This window comes from Arthrobacter sp. NPDC056886, assembly GCF_042788715.1.
GTDB lineage: Bacteria > Actinomycetota > Actinomycetes > Actinomycetales > Micrococcaceae > Arthrobacter.
Genome location: NZ_JBHUBT010000007.1, coordinates 123,291 through 139,379 on the forward strand (window position 1 = coordinate 123,291; position 16,089 = coordinate 139,379).

General features: G+C 64.7%; 16 protein-coding genes. 11 read left to right on the forward strand and 5 right to left on the reverse strand.

What is annotated here, in order from left to right:
- Nucleotides 1-75: 75 nt before the first annotated feature.
- Nucleotides 76-1,014, forward strand: coding sequence for a DMT family transporter (locus tag ACFRJ8_RS13460; protein ID WP_377986667.1), 939 nt, complete (start codon nt 76-78; stop codon nt 1,012-1,014).
- Here ACFRJ8_RS13460 and ACFRJ8_RS13465 read toward each other — a convergent pair.
- A complete protein-coding gene (locus ACFRJ8_RS13465; protein ID WP_377986668.1) occupies nt 1,011-1,355 on the reverse strand; it encodes a hypothetical protein in 345 nt (114 codons plus the stop codon). The genes ACFRJ8_RS13460 and ACFRJ8_RS13465 overlap by 4 nt on opposite strands.
- A 118-nt stretch (nt 1,356-1,473) precedes the next feature.
- On the opposite strand from ACFRJ8_RS13465, the gene ACFRJ8_RS13470 reads away from it, so the two are divergent.
- Both ACFRJ8_RS13470 and ppsA read left to right on the forward strand, forming a co-directional pair.
- The gene (locus ACFRJ8_RS13470; protein WP_377986669.1) at nt 1,474-2,292 is read left to right on the forward strand and encodes a pyruvate, water dikinase regulatory protein; all 819 of its coding nucleotides are present in this window, start codon (nt 1,474-1,476) and stop codon (nt 2,290-2,292) included.
- A 151-nt stretch (nt 2,293-2,443) separates the two neighbouring features.
- Nucleotides 2,444-4,849, forward strand: a complete 2,406-nt coding sequence (gene ppsA, locus ACFRJ8_RS13475; protein ID WP_377986670.1) for a phosphoenolpyruvate synthase — start codon at nt 2,444-2,446, stop codon at nt 4,847-4,849.
- A 224-nt stretch (nt 4,850-5,073) separates the two neighbouring features.
- Here the strand turns inward: ppsA and ACFRJ8_RS13480 are convergent, their stop codons facing one another.
- Nucleotides 5,074-6,108 carry an NAD-dependent epimerase/dehydratase family protein gene (locus ACFRJ8_RS13480; RefSeq protein WP_377986671.1) on the reverse strand — a complete coding sequence of 345 codons (1,035 nt, stop codon included), beginning with the start codon at nt 6,106-6,108 and terminating at the stop codon, nt 5,074-5,076.
- A gap of 149 nt (nt 6,109-6,257) precedes the next feature.
- Here ACFRJ8_RS13480 and ACFRJ8_RS13485 point away from each other — a divergent pair, with 149 nt between their 5' ends.
- Nucleotides 6,258-6,434, forward strand: coding sequence for a hypothetical protein (locus tag ACFRJ8_RS13485; RefSeq protein WP_377986672.1), 177 nt, complete (start codon nt 6,258-6,260; stop codon nt 6,432-6,434).
- Nucleotides 6,435-6,616: 182 nt separating this feature from the next.
- A complete protein-coding gene (locus ACFRJ8_RS13490) occupies nt 6,617-7,033 on the forward strand; it encodes a hypothetical protein (protein WP_377986673.1) in 417 nt (138 codons plus the stop codon).
- 56 nt (nt 7,034-7,089) lie between these two features.
- On the opposite strand, the gene ACFRJ8_RS13495 is transcribed toward ACFRJ8_RS13490, so the two are convergent.
- Nucleotides 7,090-7,818 (reverse strand): HAD family hydrolase, encoded by a 729-nt coding sequence (locus tag ACFRJ8_RS13495; protein ID WP_377986674.1) that lies wholly within the window; start codon nt 7,816-7,818, stop codon nt 7,090-7,092.
- A gap of 464 nt (nt 7,819-8,282) precedes the next feature.
- Here ACFRJ8_RS13495 and ACFRJ8_RS13500 point away from each other — a divergent pair, with 464 nt between their 5' ends.
- On the forward strand, nt 8,283-9,407 hold the full coding sequence (locus ACFRJ8_RS13500) for an S-(hydroxymethyl)mycothiol dehydrogenase (protein ID WP_377986675.1): 1,125 nt from the start codon (nt 8,283-8,285) through the stop codon (nt 9,405-9,407).
- Nucleotides 9,404-10,024, forward strand: a complete 621-nt coding sequence (locus tag ACFRJ8_RS13505) for an MBL fold metallo-hydrolase (RefSeq protein ID WP_377986676.1) — start codon at nt 9,404-9,406, stop codon at nt 10,022-10,024. The genes ACFRJ8_RS13500 and ACFRJ8_RS13505 overlap by 4 nt, the downstream gene beginning before the upstream one ends.
- A gap of 143 nt (nt 10,025-10,167) precedes the next feature.
- On the opposite strand, the gene ACFRJ8_RS13510 is transcribed toward ACFRJ8_RS13505, so the two are convergent.
- Together ACFRJ8_RS13510 and ACFRJ8_RS13515 are read right to left on the reverse strand one after the other, a co-directional pair.
- A complete protein-coding gene (locus tag ACFRJ8_RS13510; protein WP_377986677.1) occupies nt 10,168-10,977 on the reverse strand; it encodes an IclR family transcriptional regulator in 810 nt (269 codons plus the stop codon).
- Between the two features lie 148 nt (nt 10,978-11,125).
- Nucleotides 11,126-11,698: a GNAT family N-acetyltransferase gene (locus ACFRJ8_RS13515; RefSeq protein ID WP_377986821.1), complete on the reverse strand. Its 573-nt coding sequence runs from the start codon at nt 11,696-11,698 to the stop codon at nt 11,126-11,128.
- A gap of 242 nt (nt 11,699-11,940) precedes the next feature.
- Here ACFRJ8_RS13515 and ACFRJ8_RS13520 point away from each other — a divergent pair, with 242 nt between their 5' ends.
- The 4 genes from ACFRJ8_RS13520 (at nt 11,941) to ACFRJ8_RS13535 (ending at nt 15,968) form a co-directional block, all read left to right on the forward strand.
- A complete protein-coding gene (locus tag ACFRJ8_RS13520; RefSeq protein ID WP_377986678.1) occupies nt 11,941-12,144 on the forward strand; it encodes a hypothetical protein in 204 nt (67 codons plus the stop codon).
- A 200-nt stretch (nt 12,145-12,344) separates the two neighbouring features.
- Nucleotides 12,345-12,950 carry a DUF1326 domain-containing protein gene (locus ACFRJ8_RS13525; protein WP_377986679.1) on the forward strand — a complete coding sequence of 202 codons (606 nt, stop codon included), beginning with the start codon at nt 12,345-12,347 and terminating at the stop codon, nt 12,948-12,950.
- Nucleotides 12,951-13,718 carry a DUF2182 domain-containing protein gene (locus ACFRJ8_RS13530; RefSeq protein WP_377986680.1) on the forward strand — a complete coding sequence of 256 codons (768 nt, stop codon included), beginning with the start codon at nt 12,951-12,953 and terminating at the stop codon, nt 13,716-13,718.
- A 264-nt stretch (nt 13,719-13,982) separates the two neighbouring features.
- Nucleotides 13,983-15,968 (forward strand): aconitate hydratase, encoded by a 1,986-nt coding sequence (locus tag ACFRJ8_RS13535; RefSeq protein WP_377986681.1) that lies wholly within the window; start codon nt 13,983-13,985, stop codon nt 15,966-15,968.
- Nucleotides 15,969-16,089: the final 121 nt, after the last annotated feature.

Below are 16,089 nucleotides of genomic sequence, written 5' to 3' on the forward strand. Positions count from 1 at the left end.
GCGTTTAGGTTATAACAGCAACTCAAACGGCATTTCCCGCCGCCTGCCGACTTTCCTAACGTTGGAACTATGCAAATGACCACCTCCCAGGCCTTCTCCGGCACGCCAGCCCCCGGTTTCGCCCCGGCAACCGGGCTGGTGATGGCCGCGGTGCTGTGCCAGCAACTCGGTGCGGCTGTAGCTGTGCTCGTCTTTCCCGCCGCCGGACCGCTGGGCATCGTGACGCTGCGCCTGGCGTTCTCGGCCATCATCCTTCTGGCCGTTGCCCGGCCGAGGCTGCACGGGCACAGCCCAAGGGCATGGCGGGCCGCCATCGGACTCGGAGTGACCATGGCAGCGATGAACTCATTGTTCTACGAGGCCATTGCACGGCTGCCTCTGGGCACGGCGGTCACCATCGAAGTACTGGGCCCGCTGGTCCTATCCGTCGTGGCCAGCCGGCGCGCCAAAGCCCTGCTCTGGGCGGCGCTGGCCTTCATCGGGGTAGCCCTGCTGGGACAGGAGGGGCTGGCCGATCTCGACGTCGCCGGAGTCTGCTTCGCGCTCGGTGCGGCGGCGTGCTGGGCCTTGTTTATCCTCTGCAACGCCAGAACCGGAGCAACGTTCCCACGGCTGGGCGGGCTGGCCCTCGGAATGGCCGTCGGGGCGGTCGTCTCGCTGCCTGGCGCGATCCTGACAGCCGGGACTGCCCTGTTGGAGCCGACGGTCCTTGGCCTTGGCCTCGGCGTCGCGCTGCTCTCGACGGCTGTCCCATACTCCTGCGAGCTCATGGCCCTGCGCCGCCTCCCAGCCGCCACGTTCTCGGTCCTGACCTGCACGGCGCCGGCCGTGGCGGCGCTGGCCGGCTTTGCGGTTCTCGGGCAGAAGTTCGGATACATGGATGCCATAGCGGTTGCCCTCGTAGTGGCTGCCAGCATAGGCGCCATCCGGACAGCATCGCCGATCAATGCCCCCCGGGCCCGCCACATCACTTCCGAGCGACGCGAGACTGGATCCGCAGAGAAGGTTCCCTAAACGGCGTCGGGCCGCTGATCTCCCTTGTGGCTCCGCAGATTCTCCTGCACCTTGCCAAACAAATCCTTGATGGTCGACTCCGTATTAGTGAGCATGTCCGGCTGGACGTAGACCAGTTGGGCGGGAGGCAGGCTGAAATGAGAGGGCAGGCCACCTGTGCCGTCCACCCCTGCAAGTGCGATGGTTACCCCGCCCTCCTTGCGCGCAATGGCGCCGATCCGGCCGAAGACCACGGTGAATTCGTCGGGCTCGAAGCTCACGGTCAGCCCGACATGTGTCCGGTTAAGGTCGCTTGCTGCGACGGCCTTCTCGTTTCCGGTGCCTGCATAGGTCATGTCCATCTCCCGACAGTTGGTGGCGTTGTACGCGAGCAGTCTACGTCTGTGTCCCGAGGCCCGGGTAGGGACCCGCCGGCTGCCCGATGCCGGGCGGGGACCGCTCCTGGTGGAGAATGCGTTCATGACCAATGACGATCTTCGGCCTGTCTACTTCCTTTCGGACAGCACCGGCATCACCGCGGAAACGCTCGGCAACACCTTGCTGACGCAGTTTCCCGCCAATAACTTTGACCGCATCACGGTCCCCTTCATCACCACCGTCGAACAGGCCAAGGCCGTGGTCCGAACCATCGACAAACTGGCCACCACCGGCCTGCAACCGATCGTCTTTTCCACCGCCGTCAGCAGTGACATCCGCCAGGTCCTGGCGACCTGCCGGGGGATCATCGTGGATCTCATCGGAACGCATCTCGGACAGCTGGAGCAGGCCCTGGGCTCACCGGCCAGTGGCGAGCCCGGCCGGGCCCACGGCCTGGGAAATGCGGAGCGGTATCAATCCCGGATGGCCGCCGTCGAGTACGCCATGGAACACGACGACGGCCAGAGCCTGCGCGCGCTGGAAAAGGCCCAGGTCATCCTGGTGGCACCGTCCCGCTGCGGAAAAACACCCACCACCATGTATTTGGCGCTGCAACACGGAATCTTCGCCGCGAACTTCCCACTGGTGGACGAGGACTTTCAGCGGGAGGGGCTCCCCAAACCGCTGAGGCCTTTCGTTGAGAAATGTTTCGGCCTCTCCTCCAACCCCCTGCGCCTCAGCCAAATCCGTACCGAACGGCGCCGCGGCTCACCCTACGCGTCGCTGCGGCAGTGCGGTTTTGAGCTGCGCAGCGCCGAGCAGTTGTACGTCTCCCACCGGATTCCGTACCTGAATTCGGCCACGGTTTCCGTGGAGGAAATGGCGGCGACCATCTTGCAGCGCATGAACCTCAAACATTAGGGAAAAGTTTCACAAGCTCGGTGTGGCGCACATCATGTGGAAAGAGCGCCCCAGACCTGTCACTGTGGACAAGATTTGCGCCCACCAACCGGCTATCGTCGCGAGCGGGGCGGCCCATCTGCATGCCATCATCTGCAAAGGAGCAGTAACCATGACGACAGACATCCTGTGGTTCTCAGAACTCGGACTCAAGGATTTGGACCGGGTGGGCGGAAAGAACGCCTCCCTCGGCGAAATGGTGCAGAATTTGACCTCCGCCGGCGTCCAGGTCCCGGACGGCTTCGCCACCACCGCTGATGCCTACCGCACCTTCTTGGCAGATTCCGGCCTGGACCAGAAGATCGCCGACCGCCTGGTCGGCCTGGACACCGATGATGTGACGGCCCTTGCCTCGGCTGGGCAGGAGATCCGGTCCCTGATGCGCGAGACACCCTTCCTGCCGGACTTTGAGGCGCAAATCCGGAACTCCTACCAGCAACTGGTGGACAAGCACGGTGGCTCCGAGGACCTCTCCTGGGCCGTCCGCTCCAGCGCCACCGCGGAAGACCTGCCCGACGCCTCCTTCGCCGGGCAGCAGGAAACGTTCCTGAACGTCCGCGGCATCGAGAACATCCTGCTCGCCATCAAGGACGTATTCGCGTCCCTCTACAACGACCGGGCCATCGCCTACCGCGTGCACCACAAGTTCGAACACGCCGAGGTGGCGCTCTCGGCCGGCATCCAGCGGATGGTGCGTTCCGACGTCGGGGCCTCCGGTGTCATGTTCACCATGGACACGGAGTCCGGGTTCCAGGACGCCGTGTTCGTCACGTCCTCCTACGGCCTCGGCGAGGCCGTCGTCCAGGGGGCAGTGAACCCGGACGAGTTCTACGTCTACAAGCCTGCGCTGCAGGCCGGCCGGCCCGCCATCCTCAAGCGCGGACTGGGCGAGAAAGCCCTCCAGATGACGTACACGAGCAGCCGCGAGATCGGCCGCACCATCGACTTCGTCCCCGTGGAGGCATCGTTGCGGAACCGCTTCAGCCTCACGGACGACGACGTCGAGCAGCTCGCCCGGCACGCCGTCGCCATCGAGAACCACTACGGCCGCCCGATGGACATCGAGTGGGGCAAGGACGGGATCGACGGCGGCCTGTACATCCTGCAGGCACGGCCGGAGACCGTGCAGTCCCGCCGGGCCTCCGGCAGCCTGAGCCGCTTCCGCCTCAACGGGACCGGCCGGGTCCTGGCCGAGGGCCGCGCCATCGGCCAGCGCATCGGTGCCGGCAAAGTCCGCATCCTCACGTCGATTGACCAGATGGCCGCGTTCAAGACCGGCGATGTCCTCGTCGCGGACATGACCGACCCGGATTGGGAACCGATCATGAAGCGCGCCTCCGCCATCGTGACCAACCGAGGCGGACGCACCTGCCACGCGGCCATCATCGCCCGGGAACTGGGGATTCCCGCCGTCGTCGGCACCGGCGCGGCCACCGACCTGCTCTCCGACGGACTCGACGTGACCGTCTCCTGCGCCGACGGCGAGACCGGCACCATCTACGAAGGGCTCCTGGACTTCAGCATCGAGGAAACCGAGATCACCCAGCTGCCCGAGGCCCCGGTCAAGGTCATGATGAACGTCGGCACCCCCGAGCAGGCCTTCACATTCGCACAGCTGCCCAACCACGGCGTGGGCCTGGCCCGGCTGGAATTCATCATCAACCGGCAGATCGGCATCCACCCCAAGGCGCTGCTGAACCTGGACGAGCAGCCGGCCGACGTCATCGCGGAAATCCGGGAGCGGATCGCCGCGTACGACAGCCCGCGCGACTACTACATCAAGCGGCTGGCCGAAGGCGTCTCCACCATTGCGGCGGCCTTCGCGCCGGAACCGGTGATTGTGCGGATGTCCGACTTCAAGTCGAACGAGTACGCCAACTTGATCGGCGGACCTGCCTACGAACCGCACGAAGAAAACCCGATGATCGGCTTCCGCGGCGCCTCACGGTACCTGGAATCCTCCTTCCGGGACTGCTTCGACCTCGAGTGCGAGGCACTGTCCTTCGTCCGCAACGAAATGGGGCTGACCAACGTCAAGCTCATGATCCCGTTCGTGCGGACCCTGGACGAGGCCCGCGGGGTCATTGAACTGCTGGCGGAGAACGGACTCACCCGCGGCGAGAACGGCCTCGAGGTGATCATGATGTGTGAGATTCCGTCCAACGCCCTGCTCGCCGACGAGTTCCTGGACTACTTCGACGGATTCTCCATCGGCTCCAATGACATGACCCAGTTGGCCCTGGGCCTGGACCGGGATTCCGCGATTGTCTCCGGCGGCTTCGATGAACGCGACCCCGCCGTCAAGAAGCTCCTGAGCATGGCCATCAAGGCCTGCAAGGCGCGCGGCAAATATGTCGGCATCTGCGGCCAGGGCCCCAGCGACCACGCGGACTTCGCCGAGTGGCTGGTCGAGGAAGGCATCGATTCTGTCTCCTTGAACCCCGACACCGTGGTGGACACCTGGCTCCGGCTCGCCGGCGAGGCCGTCGAGGCAGGGGTCGGTGCCGAGGCGCATTGACAGCACGGTGAACTGACCACACGGCGTCCAGGGAAGGACAGGCAGGACACCCGACGGGCAGCACGGACTACGAAATTCAGTCCGTGCTGCTGTGGGCGCATCGTCACATTGCCGTGACCTACGAATGCCCGGGCACCCCAGCCGTCTGATCGGAGGGAATACGGCAGGGCTCGGTTTTAGCTCGGGGGACTAGCGCCGCCATGCTGCCTCGGGCGGGTGAACGGTTACCGCCGCGTGAGCGGGGGCGAGCTCTGGCGCCCCTTGCCTGCGCCGAGACCCTCCAGCATTTCAGTCAACGACTCCAGCGAGGACCGTCGGGGTGTCCATTCCAGGAGTTCGTGCGCCCGGGCGGTGTCCATGATGGGTGCGCCGGCCGCCATATTGATCCATCCGCCGTCGGTCGCCTGCAACCGCAAGCGCCAACTAACCTCGACGAGGGCACGCAGTACCGGAAGCGGCAACGGTAACACCCGCCGCGAATTGAACACCCAACCCAGCGCATTCGGATCGAGAACAGGTTCGGCTGCGATGTTGAAGGCGCCTTCAGCCCGCCTCTGCAGCACGCGCCAATAGGCGTCCGCGACGTCGGCAGCGTGCACAGCCTGGAAAACCAGCTCTTTCGGAATGGGCAGCAGGGGCAACCAAGGCTTACGGGGGACGAGCCGCGCCAGGACGCTGCCAAGGAAATAGCCGCCCACCTCGCTCCCGGCCTCGGCACTGAACGTCAAGGCGGGTCGGAGCCGTGCCAGGACAACGTCGGGGTTCTCCTTGGCGAAACTGTCCAGGAGCCCTTCCTGCGCGGCCTTGTCCTCGCTGTAATGGGACCCTTTGATGCCGCCCGCCGGCCAGCCCTCTTTGGTCCGCTGGTCTTTGGGGGCGGGCGAGTAGGCGCCCACTGACGAGGCGCACACGATGTGCCCGGTTCCTGCTGTACGGGCCGCAGCCAGAACCTGGGCTGTGCCCGCCACGTTGGTTCGGCGAAGGAGTTCCCGATCATGGTTGGGCTGGATCAGCCACGCCAAGTGCACCACCGCATCAGCCCCGGCGAGGGCCCTCTCCAATGCCGGCTGGTCGCTGGGGTCCCCGACGTCAATGGAGTGCCACTCCACGTCGCGGTACGGGGCCGACTCCTTCTCGGGTTTACGGCGGGCGACACCCACGAGCTCAAGTTCGGCAGCCTCCTCCGAGCGGGCCTCCTGGAGCCGCGTCAAGAGTGCTGTGCCAACGTGTCCGGTGGCTCCGGTAATCACAATGCGCATGGGTTCTCCTCAGCGTGGTTTGAAGGCGGTGGTGAAGTGCCTCGTTGTCCCGCGCTTCAGGGGACCACTCCAGCGAAACAGAATTGACACCCCGGCACAAGGGGTGAAAACGCCTCGACACCGCTGGAGGCCCGGCCTACATTGAGGCTATGAGTGACGAACCGAACGAACCGGACAAAGCACAAGACGGCGTCGGCCACAACCACGGCATCCGGTCCGCAGGGGAACCTACAACGGAACTCGATCCTACTTTCATGCCTGACGAAAGCGACGAGACCCCCGAGGAAAAGCGCGCACGGGAACACCCCGAATCGACCGGAAGCTAGCACACCTGACCCCTAAGCGCCCGATGCTAGGGCCAGCGGGATATCCCTGCGCTGGGAGAACCCGGCTGCTCTCGTCGCGCCGCCCGTTGCAGTCTCCCGTCCAGGCAAACCCCGCGGATGACCAGCGAGCGGGAGGTCCTGTGGCCCTACTCCAAGGGAACGCGAATAAATAGCATTGCGCCATGGAACAGCTGCAGGACATGAGCGCGGGAGAACCGGAGTTGTCGGCCACCACGGTTTTCGCCAGTCTCGCGGAATTGAGGGACGCCCCTGGCTATAGCCCAGCGGCAATTGCCGAACGGCTAGTGAACTCGCTGGGCATGGATGCTGCGGCGCCCCTGCTGGGCGTCAATGCGGATCTTCTGGGTCGCTGGACATCGGGCCAGGATGCGCCGAACGCGGCTGGCAGGCTCCAGCTCGCGGATCTGGATGCCCTAGTGGGGCACCTTCACTGTGCTTTCACGCCCGCCCAGGCCATGCTCTGGATGTGCAGCCCCAACGTGCAGCTGGGCTCCAGACCCATCGATGTCTACCGCACTCAGGGATCCGCGCCGGTGATCGGCGCCATCCGGGCCTATATGCAGGAGGGCTTCGGCTGATTTGGGCGCTCCGGGGGAGACCGGCCGGAGCACAATCTCTGGGATCGGCGCCGACCTCAGCGGCCCCCAAGTCCAGTGTCTTCGCCGCTCAACTCGCCGGCGCTCAGCTTGCCAATGGCGCTGTTGTCGAGGTTCTCCAAGAGGTGCCGCGGATTGTCGTACACCTCTGCGGCTCCCGCATCCCGCAGTTCGGCTTCGCTGATTCCGCCGCAGGTTAGGGCAATGGCGGGAACTCCGATCGCGGCGGCGGCCAACACGTCCCAGACGGCATCGCCAACGTAGACGACGTCCGCCGGGCTGAGTTCAAGCTTTTCCAAGCATGCAAGGAGAATATCGGGGGCGGGCTTGCTCTCGTCGGCGTCGTTAGAGCTGGTCCACGCATCGATGGACGTGCCGGCGTCCAGGAGGCGACGGGTGACGTCCAGATCGCGCTCCTGCGCTGATGATGCCAAACCCACGGCCAGCCCGGCGTCGGAGCACGCGGCGAGGAGGTCCCGGGCAGCGTCGAAGGGCCGCAGGGAAGGCCAGAACGTGGAGAACACCGCGCCGTGCGCGGACTTCAGGTCGTCCTGCATGTCCTTGGTGCACTCGGGAACCAGGTGTTCGATGAGCTTGTCGCCGCCCATGCCGACGCAGCGGTGGATTGCGGACATCTGGATGTCCAGCCCCTCCCGCCGGAACGCCTGCCACCACGCAAGGGCATGGAAATAGCTCGAGTCGATCAAGGTTCCGTCCACATCGAAAAGGACGCCGCGTTTCTGTTCGGATTTTGAGCCTGACGCCACCGTTACTCCACCTTAAGTTGAGGGCGGCTGCAAACGCCGTACCCGGCGAAGGCTCCACCCATGAACGTGCATAGTAAGACTACTTAATATGGAGCTCCGGTGTGAGCGATCGAGATGACTTCATGGCCTGCGCAACGGCGACGTGCGCTCAACCGGAGTGGCTGCGACGCCGTGATCTAGTGGCCCGTTCCGTTGCGGTCGCGCTGTGCTCGAACGCGGCCGAATGCGCAGTGCGGTAGCGAAGGATCGAGGCGCTGGCCCGCCCTAGGTCCCGCTTTGGGATTCTATTGACACCCCTATGTGATGACTGCCATATTTCAAGTACGCGCTATGTGCATTGCGTTGTGTAATACGCAATTCGTCGAGTGTTGCAGACGATTTCGAGCCGCAAGAGTCGGCCGGATTGGCAACGCGAGTCCGTCGCTAAAGAGTCCCCAGGGGCTCAGGAAAGGATCACAGGAATCATGGTTCACAAAGTCAGAGCGGTCATCGCCAAGGAAAAAGATGCCCCTGTTTCGGTCGAGAACATTCTCGTACCCGATCCCGGACCCGGTGAGGCGCTCGTAGAGGTTCTGACCTGCGGCGTTTGCCACACGGACCTGCACTATAAACAGGGCGAAATCACCGATGATTTCCCCATCCTGCTGGGCCATGAAGCCACCGGCGTAGTCAGCGCCGTCGGCCCGGACGTCACCGAAGTGGCTCCCGGGGACCGCGTGATCCTGAACTGGCGCGCCGTGTGCGGCGAGTGCCGCGCCTGCGCCAAGGGCCAGCCGCAGTACTGCTTCAACACCCACAATGCGACCCAAAAGATGACCCTTGAGGATGGCACGGAGCTCTCGCCCGCGCTGGGCATCGGCGCCTTCGCCGAGAAGACGCTCGTCGCCGCCGGGCAGTGCACCAAGGTTGACGACGACGCCGACCCCGCCGCCGTCGGGCTGCTCGGCTGCGGTGTGATGGCCGGCATCGGCGCTGCCATCAACACCGGTGAGGTCAAGCGGGGCGAATCCGTCGCCGTCATCGGCTGCGGCGGCGTTGGCATCGCTGCGATCGCCGGCGCGAAGCTGGCCGGCGCCACGACGATCATCGCGGTGGACATCGACGCCAACAAGGTGGAAATGGCTAAGTCCCTCGGCGCCACTCACGGCGTGGACTCCAGCAAGGAAGACCCGATCGAGGCGATCCGAGCCCTGACCGGAGGCAACGGTGCCGACGTCGTGATTGAAGCGGTGGGGCGCCCCGAAACGTACAAGCAGGCGTTCTACGCCAGGGACCTCGCCGGCCGTGTGGTTTTGGTGGGCGTGCCGACGCCGAGCATGATGCTTGAGCTGCCGCTGCTGGATGTTTTTGGCCGCGGCGGGTCGCTGAAGTCCTCCTGGTACGGCGACTGCCTGCCGTCCCGCGACTTCCCCATGCTGGTCCAGCACTACAAGCTGGGCAACCTGGACCTGGACGCCTTCGTCACCGAGCGCATCACCATCGACCAGGTGGAGGAGGCCTTCGGCAAGATGCACGAGGGCAAGGTCCTGCGTTCCGTGGTTGAAATCCGCCCGGTCGCTGCCAGCGCGTCCGTGGGGGAGTCCGCATGAGCGTCACCATCGAGAACCTGGTCACCTCGGGGACGTTTTCGCTCGACGGCGGCACGTGGGACGTGGACAACAACGTTTGGATTGTGGGAAACGACGACGAGTGCGTGATCATCGACTCCCCGCATGATGCGGAGGCGATCATCGGCCAGGTCCGCGGGCGGAGGGTCCTGGCCATCCTGCTCACACACGCGCACAACGACCACATTGGCGCGGCGCGTGCTGTGGCGGAGGCCGTGAAGGCGCCGATCTACCTGCACCCCGACGACCTGATGCTCTGGGAGCAGGTCTATCCCGGCGTCAAACCGGACCGCTACCTCGCCGACGGTGACGCGTTCCAGGTGGGCGGGGCGACCCTTCGCGCCGTTCACACCCCGGGCCACTCGCCGGGATCTACGTGCTTCCACGTCGAGGACGAAGATACGGTCTTCACCGGGGACACCTTGTTCAACGGCGGCCCGGGCGCCACCGGCAGGTCCTACAGCGACTACCCCACCATCCTCGCCTCCATCCGCGAACGGCTGCTGACGCTGCCTGCAACCACCGTGGTGCGCACCGGCCACGGCGATAGCACCACCATCGGGGCGGAGCGGGAGACGCTGGCCAGGGTCAGCCAGTGAAAGGCGTCCCCAAGCTCGGCCGGCAGCCGGCCACGGGCTCGAAGGTCTACGCGAAGGACCGCATCCCGGCCTGAGGATAAGTTTCCACTGAACACTGCTGATTGGGCCTGTCCAAACCCGGTTTCGACAGGCTCAATCGGCGTTTAATGCCCGGTGTAGCCCATCTTCGCGCTAATCTGCAGCCCCGCTTGTTTGAGCGCTTCGAGGAGTCCTGGTGCCGTCTCGGGATCAAAACGGAAGGCCGGTCCAGAGATACTGACGGCGCCGATCACGGCCCCCACATGGTTGTACACCGGCACGGACATCGAGTTGAGCCCGATTTCGAATTCCTCCCGGACCACGCCGTAGCCGTCGCGGGCGACGTCGAGGAGCTGGGTTTCGAGCTTGTTCCTGTGGGTGATGGTCCGTGGCGTCCGGGCCGGAAGCCCGGTCTCCTTCAGGACCCGGTCACGCTCGTCCGCGGATAGTGCTGCCAGCAGGACCTTTCCGCTGGAGGTCGCGTGCAGCGGCGTCAGGCTGCCCACCCAGTCGTAGGTGGCTAGTGTCGACGGGCCCATGGCCTGGTCCACGTTGACCGCGTAGTTGGAGCGCAGGACGGCGAGGTTCACTGTCTCCTTGAATTCTTCAGCAAGGCTTTCGAGTACGGGCCGGGCCTCGCGGACCAGGCTGAGCCGCCCGGGGATGGAGCTTGCCAGCCTCAGAATGCCGAAGCCGAGCTGGTACTTTCCGCGCTCGCTGTTCTGGTGGACCATTTCCCTGCTCACCAGTGAACCCAGCAGCCGGGAGACGGTGGACTTGTGGATGCCCATCTCGTCGGCGATATCGCTCACGCCCGCATGGCCGTCCCGGGCAAGGATCTCCAGGACCATCAGTGCCCGGTCCACCGACTGGACGCCGCCGTGCTGGCCGGACTCCGCATCGATGTCTGATTCGGGGTCATTTTTCGAAGCCATGATCCATACTCTCAAGTAGTTTCTGCGGCTTGCTTACCCGCCACAAGGCCGCCTGTAGCGTCCTCTCGGTTAGTCTCACTGTTTCGATCCTATGCCGTGCGGTGTGACGTGGCCGGCATTGCGTTAAGTGGATTGACACGTCCTGTCGTCAACGCAGGTCCAGTCGCATCAGCACGCGGTGGAAGCCATTGATCACGGAGTCGGTGTCAGCAGCCTTGGTGAACCCGGCCTGTTCGAAGAGCTTCTGTGTGCCAACGTAGGCCATTGTCAGGTCGATGTGGCTGCCCTGGTTGTCGACGGGGTAGCCCTCGATGGCAGGCGCACCGTAGCTGCGGGCAAAGTCGACGGCACCCCGCAGCAGATGGTGGGCGATTCCCTCGCCGCGGTGCCCGGGCCGCACCCGGATACACCACACCGACCACACGTCGAGCTCGTCCACGTGGGGAATTTTGCGGTTGCGGGCAAAATTGGTGTCGGAGCGTGGGTGGACGCCGGCCCAGCCCACCACCTCGCCGCCGTCGTACGCCAGCACCCCGGGCGGCGGATCCTGCCCCACGAGTTCCCTCATGAGCGCGGCACGCTCCGTGCCACGCAACTGCACGTTCTGCTTGGAGGGGATGCGATAGCTCAGGCACCAGCACACGGTTGCATCGGGCCGCTTGGGTCCAAGCACTGTTCCAACGTCTTCGAACTGAATCGCAGGACGAATCTCGATCGCCATATCGCGGAGGCCTCCCGGTCCGGGCCTGCCGCAGTCCGTTGCTGAGCCAGTGCTGGATGCATCGGTGAGGATGGCCACCTGCCCAGTTTATGCGCCTCCAACGAAATGCCTATCCGTTGGGCAGTAGCTGCCGGTCCGGCCGCCAAGGAGTTGCCAAGGAGCTGCGGGCCGTCATCATCTCAAGGCCCCTCAGGAGTAGCCTTTGCCTTGGCAGAGAAAAGGTCGTCAGACAAAGGGGTCCAATGAGCTACAAATACCGCACCGTGCGGGTTCGCGGCACAGACCTGGTGGGAACCATTGCGCGAAAACACGGGAGCGCGCCCGAGATCTACGAGACCTCGAAAGACGCGAATACGTCAGTGGTGCCCGTGTTTTTCCAGGCAACGGGCGAGATCCGATTCTTCGACCGGACGATGCTGGAGGATGTCGTGATGCCGGCCGATTAGTAGAGGCGGCACATCCGCCGAGGTGACAGTGCCGCCACTCGGCCTCTTCTACCAGCAAACTCTTGGCTCTCTGCACCCATCCCTTCGACGTGAGGAGCGTCCCTGAAGGGCCTCATGCACGGGCCACCATCCACCGTTGACACTGTTCAGGGCCGCGAGGAGACTTTATTTTTGGGGGGCCTCTTCGAAAGGAGCCCCGAATGCCGTGGCATGTCGAGGGTACATACTTTGAAAATTGCAATTGCGACATGATCTGCCCGTGTACGGCGACAGGACAGACGGCACCGGCGGACAATGACCGCTGCAACGTGGCCTTGGCCTTCCACGTGGAAACCGGCGAAGTCAACGGTGTTGACGTCGGCGGCCTGACAGTCTGCGTCCTCGCCGATACACCGGCCCTGATGAGTGAGGGGGGCTGGAAGGTCGGTCTCCTGATGGACGCCGCCGCCTCCGCCGAGCAGGCCGAAGCGCTCGGTGCAGTCTTCGGCGGCCAGCTCGGCGGACCGATGGAGGGCCTCGCACCCTTGATCGGTGAAATGGCGGGCATGGAGTCCCTGGAGATGGCCTACGCCGACGACGGGCGTGTCCACCAGGTGCGGATCGGCAGTGCCGTCGACATGGTGGTCGAGGACTTCATGAATCCATTTGATTCCACAGGACAGGGAGTGAAACTTAGCGGGGTCGGATTCCCTGCCGATACCCTGGCAGCCGGCACCTCCAGCACCGCCCGCGTCGACGTGTTCTTGATGACCTGGGATAACGCCGGGAAGAACTCCTTCTCGGCCCCCTTCGCCTGGTCCGCCTAAGTGCCGGGCAGAAGCGGCCTGACTGCCAGCCACCATGCCGCAGAGTTGGCGTTGATCGGGTGCGCCGCACTGGCGTGGTATTTCACTTTCTCAGGCCTGGCCGGCATGTCCACCGGCCCGGGAACCATGGGACTGGGGCTCTGGGGTTTCCTGGGCGTGTGGGCGCTGATGATGGCCGCCATGATGTTGCCGGCGCTGGCGCCGCTCACTTCGACGTACCTCAGATCCATCCGTGCCGTCCGCAGCCGCCGGGTCCGGGCCACCCGGACAACTGGCCTGGTGGGCGGTTACCTTTTGACGTGGATCGGATTCGGAGTCGTTGCTTACGCTGCCGCGGCGCTCTCTGCGCTGCTGGCTGAGGACGGCCCGGCTATCGCACCCTGGGTGGGAGCAGGAGTTCTGATGGCGGCCGGCGCCTACCAGCTGACCCCGCTGAAGGATTTCTGTCTCAGGCACTGCCGGTCGCCGGTAGCATTCCTGTTGCACGTCTCCGGATACAAGGGCCGCCTGCGGGATGTCCGCGTCGGCATGTACCACGGCGTGTATTGCGTGGGCTGCTGTTGGGGGCTCATGGTGGTGCTGATTGCAGTTGGCGTGATGAACCTGGCCTGGATGGCGGTGCTCACGATAGTCATCTTCCTGGAGAAGACGTGGAAATACGGACCCGCCCTCAGCCGGATCACTGGAGTCTCACTGATTGTTTTCGCGCTCTTCGTCCCGGCTCACCCGGAGTTGCTGCCGGGGCTCCAAATGACCGCGCCCATGTGAGGGACGGTCATCGCCCTCTTCGAACGGCCCTTCCCGGGCTCAGGAACGCCGACTGGCCACCGCCGCGCTCGCCGGTGCGGGCGGAGCCGGCCCTGCCGCGATGAACGGCATACGGACCGCCCAGGCAACCCTGCCCGAGGACGTCCGATCTCCACTGTTCCCGGCGCTCGGAGTGGGCTATTTTGGGGATAAGGCGAGTGCCCGGTGGCCGATTGGTTGCCGACGGATGCGTCCGGCCTCGCGTTTCGAGTAAGGAAGCCCGCCGTGGCCCACAACGTGGCGCAGAAGCTCATCGCATCGCATCTGGTCGCCGGAGAAATGATTCCCGGGCATGAGATCGGTTTGCACATCGATCAGACCCTCACCCAGGACGCGACCGGGACGCTGGTCATGCTTGAACTGGAGGCCCTCGGGCTCGACCGGGCACAAACTGAAGTATCCGTGCAGTATGTGGACCACAACCTGTTGCAGGCCGACAGCAGGAACGCGGAAGACCATGATTTCCTCCGCTCGGCCTGCCGCCGGTTTGGCCTGTGGTTCTCGAAAGCCGGCAACGGGGTGTCGCACCCGACTCACATGCAGCGGTTTGGTGTTCCGGGCAAGACCATGGTCGGCTCCGACAGCCATACCCCGGCCGCAGGTTCACTGGGGATGCTGGCAATCGGCGTCGGCGGCACCGAGGTAGCCTTGGCAATCGCGGGGGAGCCGCTCTACCTGAAGATGCCGGAGATCTGGGGCGTGAGGCTTACCGGCCAGCTGCCTCCGTGGACCAGCGCCAAGGACGTCATTCTCGAAATGCTGCGCCGGCACGGCGTCAAGGGCGGAAGAGACCGGATCATCGAGTACCACGGTCCCGGCCTCGCGACACTGAGCGCTATGGACCGGCACGTGATTGCCAACATGGGTGCCGAACTCGGTGCGACGAGCACCGTTTTCCCGGCCGACGACCGGGTCCGGACCTTCCTGCGCTCCGAACAGCGCGAGGGCGACTTCACCGAACTCCTCGCCGATTCCGATGCCGCTTACGACGTGACCGACGAGATCGACCTCGCCACGATCGAGCCGCTCATCGCCCTGCCCAGCTCGCCCGGCAACGTCGTCCCGGTGCGGGAGGCCGCAGGCCGGGCGGTGGCGCAGGTGGTGATTGGGTCCTCAGCCAACCCGGGTCTGCGCGACTTCGCTATTGTCGCGGCAATCACGAAGGGGCGGCAGTGCCACCCCGGGCTGTCCCTCGACGTCAATCCGAGTTCCCGACAGATCCTGCAGGACCTCACCAGGATGGGCGCCACGTTTGATCTGATCAGCGCCGGGGCCCGGCTGCATCAGACCGGATGCATGGGCTGCATCGGGATGGGCCAGGCCCCCGCCAACGGAAGCAACAGCCTGCGCACGATGCCCCGCAACTTTCCCGGCCGTTCGGGCACGAAGGAGGACTCGGTCTACCTGTGCTCACCGGAGACGGCCGCGGCTGCCGCACTCACCGGAACGATCACGGACCCGCGGGACCTGACAGAGCTCTTCGACTTGGAATACCCCGTGATCGAACTCCCCGAGGTGTCGAGCGTGAACGTGGCAATGCTGGAGGAGCCGTTGGCGCCGGAGGAAGCCGGCAAAGTGACGCTGGTCAAGGGCGAAAACATTTCCTCGCTTCCGGTATTCGGTCCCCTGGCCGACCGCATCGAGGCACCAGTCGCCCTGGTGGTGGGGGATGATGTCTCCACGGATGAGATTCTGCCCGCCGGTGCGCGCGTTCTGCCCTACCGCAGCAACATCCCCAAGCTCGCCGAATTCACCTTCGACCAGATCGACCCGACCTACCCAGCGCGCGCCGCAAAGACCCGCGACGCGACCGGTCACATCCTGGTCGGCGGCACCAACTACGGCCAGGGATCTTCACGCGAACACGCAGCTATCACCCCGCGCTTCCTCGGGCTGCGCGCAGTGGTGGCAGTCTCGTTCGCGCGGATTCATTGGCAGAACCTGGCTAATTTCGGGGTCCTCGCACTCGAGTTCACCAATGCCGCCGATCACCACCGAATCCACCAAGGCGATGTGCTCCTGCTGACAGGAATACACGACGCCCTCGTGACAGGCAAAGAGATCCTCGTGCAGAACGAGACCCGCGGCGAGGTTTACCCCGTGCGGCACAGCCTCTCCAGTCGCCAAGTGGACATGCTCCTGGCCGGTGGTCTCATCCCCTGGCTGCGCCAACGGAGAGCGCGGGACGCCCGTGACCAAGCAACCGCGTGAGTGCCCGGCTGCCATGGCTTCGGTGCGGCTGCTGGCGCGCAATTGATCCTCCTGGGGCTGTGCAGATGAGGGCCGAGAAATTAGGCTCAGCTGAACGATTAGATGATGGAGGAAGCACATG